This is a genomic window from Acinetobacter sp. PW68 (genome assembly GCF_020982655.1).
GTDB classification, from domain to species: domain Bacteria; phylum Pseudomonadota; class Gammaproteobacteria; order Pseudomonadales; family Moraxellaceae; genus Acinetobacter; species Acinetobacter towneri_A.
Window position 1 is genome coordinate 1 of sequence record NZ_JAHZSX010000006.1, and the last position, 11,040, is coordinate 11,040.

At 36.6% G+C, this 11,040-nt stretch carries 12 protein-coding genes; 9 read left to right on the top strand and 3 right to left on the bottom strand.

Translation table 11 applies throughout. The features are described 5' to 3' along the window. Positions 1-173: 173 nt before the first annotated feature. A complete protein-coding gene (locus tag K1T76_RS14825; RefSeq protein WP_230245736.1) occupies positions 174-824 on the bottom strand; it encodes a hypothetical protein in 651 nt (216 codons plus the stop codon). Positions 825-1,164: 340 nt separating this feature from the next. Here K1T76_RS14825 and K1T76_RS14830 point away from each other — a divergent pair, with 340 nt between their 5' ends. The 7 genes from K1T76_RS14830 (at position 1,165) to K1T76_RS14860 (ending at position 6,006) form a co-directional block, all read left to right on the top strand. Continuing rightward, positions 1,165-1,476, top strand: a complete 312-nt coding sequence (locus K1T76_RS14830) for a BrnT family toxin (protein WP_230245740.1) — start codon at positions 1,165-1,167, stop codon at positions 1,474-1,476. Continuing rightward, on the top strand, positions 1,439-1,753 hold the full coding sequence (locus K1T76_RS14835) for a BrnA antitoxin family protein (protein WP_057069499.1): 315 nt from the start codon (positions 1,439-1,441) through the stop codon (positions 1,751-1,753). The genes K1T76_RS14830 and K1T76_RS14835 overlap by 38 nt, the downstream gene beginning before the upstream one ends. 219 nt (positions 1,754-1,972) lie before the next feature. Next, the gene (locus K1T76_RS14840) at positions 1,973-2,542 is read left to right on the top strand and encodes a hypothetical protein (RefSeq protein ID WP_230245737.1); all 570 of its coding nucleotides are present in this window, start codon (positions 1,973-1,975) and stop codon (positions 2,540-2,542) included. A gap of 99 nt (positions 2,543-2,641) precedes the next feature. Next, positions 2,642-3,133 carry a hypothetical protein gene (locus K1T76_RS14845; RefSeq protein ID WP_230245738.1) on the top strand — a complete coding sequence of 164 codons (492 nt, stop codon included), beginning with the start codon at positions 2,642-2,644 and terminating at the stop codon, positions 3,131-3,133. A gap of 243 nt (positions 3,134-3,376) precedes the next feature. Then, positions 3,377-4,381, top strand: coding sequence for a DNA cytosine methyltransferase (locus tag K1T76_RS14850; RefSeq protein ID WP_087933288.1), 1,005 nt, complete (start codon positions 3,377-3,379; stop codon positions 4,379-4,381). A gap of 18 nt (positions 4,382-4,399) precedes the next feature. Continuing rightward, positions 4,400-5,263, top strand: a complete 864-nt coding sequence (locus tag K1T76_RS14855; protein WP_087933289.1) for an NgoPII family restriction endonuclease — start codon at positions 4,400-4,402, stop codon at positions 5,261-5,263. A 395-nt stretch (positions 5,264-5,658) separates the two neighbouring features. Next, positions 5,659-6,006: a hypothetical protein gene (locus K1T76_RS14860; RefSeq protein ID WP_070155624.1), complete on the top strand. Its 348-nt coding sequence runs from the start codon at positions 5,659-5,661 to the stop codon at positions 6,004-6,006. Positions 6,007-6,223: 217 nt separating this feature from the next. Here K1T76_RS14860 and K1T76_RS14865 read toward each other — a convergent pair whose 3' ends face one another. Continuing rightward, the gene (locus K1T76_RS14865; RefSeq protein ID WP_179996664.1) at positions 6,224-8,221 is read right to left on the bottom strand and encodes a relaxase/mobilization nuclease domain-containing protein; all 1,998 of its coding nucleotides are present in this window, start codon (positions 8,219-8,221) and stop codon (positions 6,224-6,226) included. Next, on the bottom strand, positions 8,218-8,511 hold the full coding sequence (gene mobC / locus K1T76_RS14870; RefSeq protein ID WP_230245739.1) for a plasmid mobilization relaxosome protein MobC: 294 nt from the start codon (positions 8,509-8,511) through the stop codon (positions 8,218-8,220). Before mobC ends, K1T76_RS14865 begins: the two co-directional genes overlap by 4 nt. A 920-nt stretch (positions 8,512-9,431) precedes the next feature. On the opposite strand from mobC, the gene repM reads away from it, so the two are divergent. Together repM and K1T76_RS14880 are read left to right on the top strand one after the other, a co-directional pair. Beyond that, a complete protein-coding gene (gene repM, locus K1T76_RS14875; RefSeq protein ID WP_086222692.1) occupies positions 9,432-10,361 on the top strand; it encodes a replication initiation protein RepM in 930 nt (309 codons plus the stop codon). A 68-nt stretch (positions 10,362-10,429) separates the two neighbouring features. Next, entirely contained in the window at positions 10,430-10,975 is a 546-nt protein-coding gene (locus K1T76_RS14880; RefSeq protein WP_171325022.1) for a plasmid replication DNA-binding protein, read from the top strand. The last annotated feature ends 65 nt before the right edge of the window (positions 10,976-11,040 follow it).

Sequence of the window (11,040 nt, forward strand, 5' to 3'; positions counted from 1 at the left end):
GAAAAATCATAAAAAAAACCCAACTTGGGGAAGATGGGCTATCAACTAGGAAATACAGCTTTGAATTATAAGGATGATTATAACGCATTTCGTATAAGGTGTATTATGTTAATTTTAGAAAAACTGATTAATTATCAAATTAAAAATATAAGAGCGCATCAAAAAATATTTAGCTATAAACTTTTCTCAAAGTTATTAGGATAAAATTCAGATCCATCTTTCACAATTACCTCAGCTACCAAGACAGGTTCATTCTCACTGAAATAATAAAGTGTTCTATTACCATATTCGCATATTTCAAGTTTTATGAAAAAATTAGAATCCTTGGAATAGATCATTTCCTCCTTCTTTTCTCCTTGCAATACAGCAGAAGCGATGAACCCAACACCTGAAACTAAAAGAAAAATATAAGAGTCAAAGGAGATAGCTCCTGCAACACACATAATAAATACTACAATGCTTATACCATTCATTTCTTTTGCTGTTTCAACAAAATGAACGGGATAGCTTAAAATTACACTTAAGTCATCTAATTCTTGTATCGCATCATTAGTTTTATACTTATAAATACCTTTTAAAATTCCAAATACGCTAGTTGAATCTAAAAATAAGTCCTTGAGTACCAATTCTGTGACAATCTGAGCCTTGACCTTTTTTTTGAGACTGTCACATTCATTTCTAAAAAACTCAGACTTTTTACGACATTTTTCAACAATAGGGTCTAATTGTTCTAGCTTCTTAACATATGACATCCAAATGATGTAATAAACGAAAAAGAATAATAGTCCGATACAAGCAATAATCGAGTCAGTTGTTGGATTCATAATTAAATTTAGTAGAATAATATAATCTAAATTATACACTTATGTGAAAGATAAAAATTGATTGAAATATCAAATGCTAATTAAAAGCGACTTAAAAATTCACTTTAACAGTCTCCATTTAACATAATGGTGGTTATACGCAATACACTTGTATATTAATATAAATATCAACCACTTAACGAAACAAGAAAAACCCAAAAATGCCCAAAAATCCGATTTTGAAACAAGTCGGCTTTTTTATGTTCGATTCTGTAATATTTTGCCAATAAAAAATGGAACAACTTTGCAAAATTTACAATTTTGTATTAACATTTTTATATTAACAAAAAGCGATGCAACTATGGAAATTGAGTTTTCATGGGATGAGCATAAAGCAGAAATAAACCTTAAAAAGCATGGTGTAGCTTTTGAAGATGCAACATTGGTTTTTTACGATGCTCATGCCTTATATAAACAGGATCGCTTTGAAAATGGTGAATATCGTTGGCAAGCGGTAGGTATGGTACATGGGCAAGCTGTTTTATTGGTGGCCCACACAGTACAAGACCATAATGGAATGGATCATATCCGCATTATTTCGGCACGACAGGCAGAGAAAAAAGAGAGGAAACAGTATGAGCAAAACCGTTACTTACAAAATGGATTTGAATAATCCTCCTGTTTTGTCTGAAGAACAAAAGGCAAGACTTGAAGCTTTGGCTAAACGCCCAGACAGTGAAATAGACTTTTCAGACATTCCTGAACTTGATGAAAGTTTTTGGAAAAATGCAGTGCAAAATCCATTTTACAAGCCGACTAAACAAGTAACTACGGTTCGCATCGATGCAGATGTCATGCAGTGGCTAAAAGCCCAAGGCAAAGGCTATCAAACACGAATGAATAAAATTTTACGGGATGCCATGCTAAAAGAATTAAAAAATCATCAATAAAAATGGGAGCTTAGGCTCCCATTTTTGACTGCGTATAAGGTGTATTATGTTAATTGTAGAAATTCTTAATAATGTTGCAATTTACTCAAAAGTGAAACACAAAACTAACGGATAAGAAATTCATTTCTATACGATAGAATTTATTTTTATACGATAAAAACTTTACATTTTAAATTATATCGTATAGATTAAATAAAAATAACGTATAGGATGAAAAAAATGACTCAAGTTATCGGTATCTTTACAGGAAAAGATTTAAAGTGGATGGAATCAGAGGGTGGTTCTGGATATTGGATTGCTCGAACAGACCGTATTAAAAGTGCTAAATATGTAATATTTATCCGAAATCATCGAGAGACATGGGCTGTCAAGGATGGGCTTGGACATGGTCAAGCATTCATGATTGGTAAAATTTCGGGCTGTATTCCAACAAAAAAATATGAGGGCAGAAAATTAATTCAAATCAGTGAATATGCTTTATTGCCTAATACAGAACAATTTAAACAAGCATGGAAAAAATTAACCGCAGGCCAGAGATATCCCGTTGCTTATTTGAATACAAATGACCTATTAGAAAAACTTGATTTTGATATAGCTGCTGTGGAATGGTCTGTATTTAATGCGAATCCTAATGCTGAAAAAGATTCAGAGACTTTTGAAAAATCTAGTGATCTAAATAGTTTTGATGAAACCAAAGAGCTATCAGTAATTATTGCCGAAGCAAAAGAAATGATCGCTCATGCAGCAGGTATTGAAGTTGATAAAGTGAATATTCAAATTAGCTTTTAAACTAACCCTAGAAAATCCGATATCCTCAGGACATCATAAATGAAGTGAAAAGAAAGTTCCCCAAACAACTTCATTAAAAATAATTAAAGGTAATAAATCATGCGTACCGATCTACTTTTAGAATTAGCTGATTTCTTAGAAAAGCTTGATCCCAATAGATTTGATATTCGCACTTGGAGAAGACCGTCTAAGGACTCCGTTGGCTTCGTGAGTGATAAACAACTACTCACTGACTGTAATACGGTTGCTTGTGCTATTGGATGGGCTGTGACTTTGCCAAATTGGAAGGATGCAGGATTCTATATGGACAGGTTAGACATCACTAAAGAACATCTTAGTAGTCCATTAAGTAAGCCATATACAATGGCTATTATTAAATGGAAAGGACATACTGATATTGACTCTTATGATGCTTTACAAGCAGGGTTAAATCTTCCAATTGGTATGGCCGAGGTTCTTTTTGACTTCAACAACTATGCTGATGAAGAATATACAGATGGGAAAACTGTAGCCGAACGAATCCGTGAATTTTGTAGTACACCATCAGAAGAACTCATTGATTTAGTGGTTTCATATACTGATACTGAGTAAGTTCCACAGGCATAAAAAATTAGAAAACTCAATAAAAATGGAGGCTTATCCTCCATTTTTAAAATGCGTATAACGTGTATTATGTTAATTTTAGGAAATCTTAATGCATCTCTATCTGTAATTATATTTACAGTATCAATAATGCTCTAACACGACGTGATACGACGCTTTATTTTAAAAAAAACTGGCCTTTTGAATCCAAAAATGTAAAAATTACTTTAAATCATCAATCGTGTTTTCAATATGCCTCTTAATATAGCTTCTTTTTTCTCTGGTGCAGGCGGTCTAGATCTTGGCTTCAAACAAGCAGGTTTTGACATCATTTTTGCCAATGAATTTGATAAAGATATTTGGGCTACCTATGAGCATAATCATCCTGAAACAACTTTAGATAAGCGTAGTATCACCTTAATCAATGAATCTGACGTTCCAGATTGTGATGGCATTATCGGTGGTCCACCATGCCAAAGTTGGAGCGAAGCAGGTTCACGAAGAGGCATTGAAGATAAAAGAGGGCAACTCTTTTTCGATTTTATTCGTATTCTTGAAGCTAAAAAGCCATCATTTTTCTTAGCTGAGAATGTTAGTGGAATGCTAGCTCCTAGACATAAAGATGCTCTCGAGAACATCAAAAATACCTTTCTTGAAGCTGGTTATGATCTTCATTTTAAACTTCTAAATGCAGCAGATTTTGGGATTGCTCAAGATCGAAAACGAGTTATTTTTATTGGTTTTAGATCTGATCTCAATGTCGATTACTCATTTCCAGAGCCAACACAAGAACCTAAGCATCTAGAAGATATCATTAAAGATCTAGAACATAATGCTGTACCAGCACTGAATAAATCAAAACCGAACCCAGATGTTGAAATTGCCAATCATGAATATATGACAGGTGGCTTTTCATCTATGTATATGTCAAGAAACCGTGTTAGAGCATGGGATGAACCATCTTTTACTATTCAAGCTGGTGGACGACATGCCCCTATTCATCCAAGCGCACCGAAAATGATAAAACTAGAACAAGATAAATTTATGTTTTCACCGAAAGGTGAATATAGACGTTTAAGTGTTCGTGAATGCGCTCGTATTCAAAGTTTTCCAGACAATTTTATTTTTAAATATACAGATGTAAATCATGGTTATAAGATGATTGGGAATGCAGTAAATGTTGATTTTGCTCAGATATTAGCTGAGAGCATTCTTCGTGTATTAAAAAAATCAATCGCTATTAAAAAAGCAAGCTAATAAGGATGAAATCATAAAATGGCAAATACACTTCAAGCATTCAACCTCTTGTGCGATACAGTTATTGAAGCATTTGATGAAAATTATAATGTATCGAACCGAGTTAATCAGGTGGGTGACGCTTTGGAGAAGTTTGTAAAAGACTTATATGCCAATAGTCTAAATAATCCAGACCACATGCCCTTACATCAACAGGTATTTTCTTACCTAGGCAATAAAAACAATCCACCTGATGCGATTTTGCGAAACAGTGATGCTATTGAAATCAAAAAGGTAGAATCGCAAACAGGAAGTATTGCCTTAAATAGTTCATTTCCCAAAGATTATTTTTATAAAGATGATCCCTTAATCACCAAAAACTGTCAAATATGTGAAGATGATTCATTATTAGACAGTGAGAAACAGTGGACTAAAAAGGATATGCTCTATGTGGTTGGTGTTGTAAAAGACAAAGTCTTAAAGGGTATTTGGTTTGTTTATGGTGACTGCTACTCAGCCGATAGATCAGTTTATCAAAATATTAAAAACACAATTACAGACGGTATTAAACAATTAGATCTAGAACTTATCAAAACTAACGAAATTGCCAAGGTCAATAAGGTTGATCCTTTAGGTATTACTGATTTACGAGTGCGTGGCATGTGGGCTATTCAGCATCCAGCGAGAGTCTTTGCTCATCTAAACTTAAACACCAGCTCGCCTTTTTTTGCTCATTTAATTATGAGTAAGCGCAAGTATGATAGCTTTCCCGAAATAGATATTGAAAATCTAAATCAAATCGTTGAGTCCAATGTATCTGTTTCAAAATTAGAGACTAAAATCTATGACCCAAATAATCCAGCAAAAAATATTGATGCTCTAGTATTCAGTTTAAATAGATGACTTAAAACTTTATCTATTTAACATAAAATCTCTTATACGAAATTCAGATGTAAGCCACTGAATAGCCAACGATTTTATAGACACCTTTTAGTTAGATTTTTTCAGTTTTTATAAGAACTACTGATTAGGACCTTGACGCCCTGCTTTTTACTGGATAATCTTATTTTAACGCAGCAAAATCTGTGTCCAGGCGTGAGAACCTGATAAAATCTAGGTGCAATTAAATGTCGCACTTGCGGCTATTTTTTTGCCTACTGTTAAGCAGTCCCTATGGTAGCTTAGCAGGGCAGCTTCGTGCTGGCTGATCCTAGATTCAGTATTCTCACCCCTGTTAAGTTGCCTCCATTGCCGTGAGAAGTGATGGAGATAATTAAACTCTTATCTAGGAAACTGCTATGCATATTAAATTCAATGATGCAAACCCATGCATCCCAAAAAACCTCGCTAAACAACTGATTGTCGAAAGCGCTAAACTTCTGAATCATCAACAACGCCAAGCCTTGCTCGATATTTTCATGACTTTAGATCAGGCGGAAAAAACAGCTGAAAAGACACTTCAGCAACATGCTGTAGCGCAACAAAGCACCCACAACTTTTCTCAAGATCACGAATACCAAGAAGACAATCAGGAATATTGGTCAGGTCATTACTATGATTCTTACAGTCAAGAATATCCGGAAGATTGGGTAAAACGGACTCAGTCCACCCCACATCGTCATAAGCTCCCTAGAACTACTTACTGATCGTGGGGGGTTCCTCTTTAAAAGTAGGCATCATAATCCGAGCTACTCGACAGAGTTGGCTCGGATGAATACCGGGGAAACTGAGGGATTTGAGAACCTGATTACAGTCGTTGAACTGCATATTAAAGAACTCAATACCTCTGCCTTTCAAAATGTGTTTCCTGATATTGGCTTTCATCAAATTTATATTCAAATCTTTCATTTCATTAATCCCTCTTTACATTTCACAATCCAGTCCTGAACTGCGCTCAGCAGCCCGTTGCTTTGCTTGTAGCTCTTTGCGCTTATCTAACTCATCTAGAGCCTTGAAGATATATCCTGGATTAAATCCGCTAACTTTTGTTGATACTGCTCGACTGAGTTCATTCTCTCGCTGATTTGGTTCGCCAGTGGCTTCGTTTGCTTCTCTATTTCTGCTTGCACCAGGCTCGGCAAAATCTCCCTTAACAAGCTTCTCAATTCTTCTTGTACGTCTAAAGAACTCACCAATTTCGTCACATGCGTCTTTAAAACGGTCGCCAATTCGTTCTGTAAAGCCTCTGAAAAATGCTCTGAGACTGTCTGCTCTGAGAGTTTTTTCACTATTTCCTGATAGCGTTTGACGATCTGCACTTCTTCCTCGCTCTTTTTGAGTAAGATCGCTGTGTAATCTTCTAGTTGCTGCAAGGCTTTCTCGTGCAATCCTAGTGCTTTCTGCTGCTCTTCCAGCTGCTTCAAGGCCTTCTCTTGCTGCTGCTGTTGCTGCTTCAATTGCTGTTGTTGTTCTTCGATAATCCCCAATAGCTGGGCTTCTAGACTGCTCATTTACTTCTATTTCTCCACTATTACCCGATAATTGCCCTCGTAATGCGGAGCTTTCGGGTCTATCTGTACGCACAATTGTTTGTCGCAAGTCAAAAGATTCAAGGTTGCTCCCCTCACTCGTAAATCCTCGATTTGCTGGTTCATTCGGCTTAACTGATTTTTTTGGTAATTTAGATAAAGTCCTGTTGCTATACTGCTCATAACTAAAACGCCAACTAGAATAATCAACGGCCAAACTGACGTAATAAGGGCTTTTTTCAAAGTCGCTTGGCGCACTATATCTTCTTGTAAGCGGTTCGACTCTTGCAAGATCTCCTCTAAGCTCTCGACTTGCTTCTGGCAGGCTGCCTGAATTTCGGTGATTGCTTCTGTATGTGCTTTCTGCAACGTCTTCTTGTCTGTTGTAATCTGCTCGATAATCTCGCTCGTGGCTTCGCTCTGCTGATTTTTCAACGCCTCCTTGTTGGTCAAGATTTGGGTCTTTAGCTCTTTCGTGGCTTGCATGTCCTGCTTTCTCAAGCTCAGCGTCTCTTTGCTGATACTTCTGCTGAAATTCTCGGATCTTGCCGTCAATTTGTTCTGCGTATCGCTGAAGATTTTCTCTATAACGCTTTCGAGCTTCTCTTCTGTATCGTTCTGACGCTTCTGCTGTAAGGCTATCGCCCTCTGCTCCAAATCTGAAATTCTGCTCATAAATAGCACCTTCTAAGCGAATAGGGCGTGAGTTTTCATCGCCATAAGGATTTCTAATGGAAATGGCTTTTGCTGTTTCTTTAGTGACATCTAACCCAAGATCAATAAGCCACTGTTTCATGCTCTCACGGTCAGTAATAAAGCCTTCTTCAATTTGTTTTTTTGCTGCTACATCTAAAACTCTTTTGATGTCTGCGGTATTTTTAGGCAGGCTTTTCTTAGTTTTGATGTCTTGGCGAAACATCGGATCGTCTGGGTCATGTAACTGATGCTCAAAGTTAATAATCTTCTTAAACAGATCAACTCTCGGCATATCGGCCTCATGATAGAAGGGCTGTAGCCGGTTTCCTGTCAGGATTTCAGTGTTTGGAATCAAGAAATTTAACTCAAGCCTGCGCTCCCCTGTTTCCTCGTTTATCTTGTCCCGATGCTCAATCCAAAGCACTCGATACTGATCTGAACTCATACCTGGAAAAAGACAGTGCTCAAAATCGGCCATGATTTTGCGCTTGGCTTCATCTGATAAATCGCTCTCGTAAAAACTCAGGCATCCGGACGTATATTTTTTTGCAAAAGGCGAACTGTCTATAAGTCCTGCAACTTCTTGCTCATTACCACTTAAAATTTTTGCATGCTCACGGTCGCGCTTTTTCCCAAGAAAGTAATCAAGCGGCCCTTTTGAAAGTCCAGCGCCATATCTGAAAAATTCGACAATCATTTTAAGTCTCGTCTCAGTGCTTCAAGGTTTTCATTGATAGCAATCAACAGGTGAAACAGTCTCACAGCATCAAACGGCTCACCTTTAGCAATATCAGTATTTAAAGCTTTTGCGACCTGATTAATGTTGTTACCAATTCTTGAAAGTTCGAGTAAAAACTCTCGATCAAGTTTTGTATAAACATGCTTTTGTTCTCTCCCGCCTACTGCTGCCATAGCTGACTCACGTAAGAATCTAGCGATATTTTCAACATTCCCATCTCTTAGTTTTTGAAGCTCGGTATCTGACATTCTCACCTTGTAAACTTTGTTTCTCGTTTTCATTTTCGACTCATGCTGCTTTTGCTTTTTACCGCCAAGCTTGTCTTGGCGGTCGGGGGGTTTCGGGGTCTCCCTGAACAAGGTCATAGAACCAATTTTTGAGCGAAGCGAAAAAAGGGGTCTCTATGTATCCTTGCGTTCCAATACTGATTCACCTGACGTTAGCAGAAATAAAAAAAACGAATCCCCGATAGTGGTGTTTTTGAATTTTTTTTCTGATGCTAATAAATGAATAAATTTTTCAGGCGTGTTCAAGAACAGAAAGTAGCGAGTGAGCTGGTATGTTTCTGAGATTCTGATGTGAAGTGTTGAAAGAGATAAGGCTCATTTTTATCTGTATGCGTGCAATTTGAGTCCTTCCGGTAGATATAGAGCGAGTGTCTACGAGCGTCACACTGAAAAGTTGCGCCTAGACTCCCTGCAAAACCGCTTTTAAGTGCTTTGAACTCTAGAAAATCTACATTTTTATGTAGTCTTATGCACCCAGACCGAGCAAAGCGAGTAAAAAGCTTTATGAGCGAAGCGAATTCATCATGCTTTTGCTTTTTATTGAAGTCACAACGAGATGAGCCAAAAAATTGCCCCGACGAATCGAGCGAAAGCGAGATTCAATAGAGTTTGAGGGCAATTTTTCATGATTCAGGTTTTTAATTATTTTAAGGTTTTTAAATGTTTTTAACTTAGTTTTAATTATTAAATTTCAATAACTAACCTTTGTATTCCCCCACGTTTAGTTACCCATTCCCCCACGTTTAGTTACCCATTCCCCCACGTTTAGTTACCCATTCCCCCACGTTTAGTTACCCTCCTAATTACACCCTTAACTACACAGTTGCAGTTATACCCACATTGCTATAATCTGTGGGTATAAAAATATTTCAATTCAGTCTATGTCAAAAGAATTAGTTGTAAAAACCAATCGGTTAAACCAAGCTTTTCAAACTCTATCTTTATCAGAGTTTCATATTGTTCAATTAGCCATTGTTGATGCTAGACATACGGGTACTGGACTAAGTACAGATACTCCTTTACGAATAGATGCTTTGAGATATGCTGAAGTTTTTGGGACAACAAGGCAAAATGCTTATCAGAGAATGAAAGAAGCAGAGGATTCTTTATTTAACAGAAGATTTAGCTTCTTTGATGAAGATGGGAAATTAGTCAAAAGTAGATGGATTCAGCAAGTAAAATATCTAGATGATGAAGGGGCTATTGAACTTGTTTTCACTTTAGCTGTTGTACAAGGCATAAGTAAAATTGATGGTATTAAAGACTTTTTTACTCAATATTTACTAAGCCAAACAGCCCAGCTTAACAGTACATATTCAGCAAGATTATACGAGTTATTAATTCAATGGAAAGCTATTGGAAAAACGCCAGTATTTGAATTAGCAACTTTTAGAGAACAACTTGGAATTGGTGTTAATGAATACAAGCGTATGGATCACTTTAAAACTAGAGTTCTTGACTTAGCCATTTCTGAAATTAGCGAAAAAACAGATATAGAGGCAACCTACCAACAGCATAAAAAAGGCCGTTCAATATCTGGTTTTTCTTTTTCTTTTAAACAAAAAAAATCTAAAACTAAATCATTAGAAAATCAGACAATATCTGGCAATCTAGATCTTTTTTCAAAAAAAATGACTGACTCTCAACGCCACTTATTTTCCAATAAGCTATCTGAACTTCCTGAAATGAGTAAATACTCTCAAGGAACTGAAAGCTATCCTCAATTCGCAGTAAGAATTGCTGAAATGCTTAAAGATTCTGAGAAGTTAAAAGAGTTTGCTCCCATGCTTGAAAAGGTTGGCTATCGTTAAATCATTGATGTAACGTTACATTACTAAATATTGTCTACTGACATACAGACTTTTACTTGGGTTACATGATGAAAGCACTATCTGTTATTGAATTAGCTCAACTCTATGGAATGAATCGTCAAAGTATCTATAAACGTATAAATAAAGGGGATTTATCAAAAAATAGTGATGGGAAAATAGATTTATCTGAAGCCATACGAGTATTTGGCGAACCATCTAATAAAAATAATAATGTAACTACGTTACAGTCTACTACGGTACAAAAAGATACAGAAGTAGACATGCTAAAACAGCAAGTAGACATACTTAAAAAACAGCTAGAACTTGCACATGAGCGAGAAGTTTTCCAAAGAGAACAGCTAGAAGCAAAAGACAATCAAATAGAAGCAATACAACGACTGTTAGAAGCTCCAAAAACCAATATGACTACGTTTACCGATCATAAACCTAGCCAAGATATAGCAACGGATCCTCGGTCAGAACCTGAGCCGAAACATGACGGATTGACTACTCCGGAACAAACGGAAAATAAGCGGATTCCCGTACCGGAGCACGTTGAACAGGAGCCGGAGAAAAGGGGCTTTTGGAGCCGTTTTTTTAGACCCTATGATTAACCACGATTGTTTAACTAATATGAACAAAGTCGTGAAACATTGCTTAAATAATAGGCGTGGAACGT

Excerpts from the sequence above, each read along its gene's own strand:
- K1T76_RS14825 (WP_230245736.1), bottom strand. The coding sequence starts at position 824 with ATGAATCCAACAACTGACTCGATTATTGCTTGTATCGGACTATTATTC.
- K1T76_RS14830 (WP_230245740.1), top strand. The coding sequence starts at position 1,165 with ATGGAAATTGAGTTTTCATGGGATGAGCATAAAGCAGAAATAAACCTT.
- K1T76_RS14835 (WP_057069499.1), top strand. The coding sequence starts at position 1,439 with ATGAGCAAAACCGTTACTTACAAAATGGATTTGAATAATCCTCCTGTT.
- K1T76_RS14840 (WP_230245737.1), top strand. The coding sequence starts at position 1,973 with ATGACTCAAGTTATCGGTATCTTTACAGGAAAAGATTTAAAGTGGATG.
- K1T76_RS14845 (WP_230245738.1), top strand. The coding sequence starts at position 2,642 with ATGCGTACCGATCTACTTTTAGAATTAGCTGATTTCTTAGAAAAGCTT.
- K1T76_RS14850 (WP_087933288.1), top strand. The coding sequence starts at position 3,377 with ATGCCTCTTAATATAGCTTCTTTTTTCTCTGGTGCAGGCGGTCTAGAT.
- K1T76_RS14855 (WP_087933289.1), top strand. The coding sequence starts at position 4,400 with ATGGCAAATACACTTCAAGCATTCAACCTCTTGTGCGATACAGTTATT.
- K1T76_RS14860 (WP_070155624.1), top strand. The coding sequence starts at position 5,659 with ATGCATATTAAATTCAATGATGCAAACCCATGCATCCCAAAAAACCTC.
- K1T76_RS14865 (WP_179996664.1), bottom strand. The coding sequence starts at position 8,221 with ATGATTGTCGAATTTTTCAGATATGGCGCTGGACTTTCAAAAGGGCCG.
- mobC (WP_230245739.1), bottom strand. The coding sequence starts at position 8,511 with ATGTCAGATACCGAGCTTCAAAAACTAAGAGATGGGAATGTTGAAAAT.
- repM (WP_086222692.1), top strand. The coding sequence starts at position 9,432 with ATGTCAAAAGAATTAGTTGTAAAAACCAATCGGTTAAACCAAGCTTTT.
- K1T76_RS14880 (WP_171325022.1), top strand. The coding sequence starts at position 10,430 with ATGAAAGCACTATCTGTTATTGAATTAGCTCAACTCTATGGAATGAAT.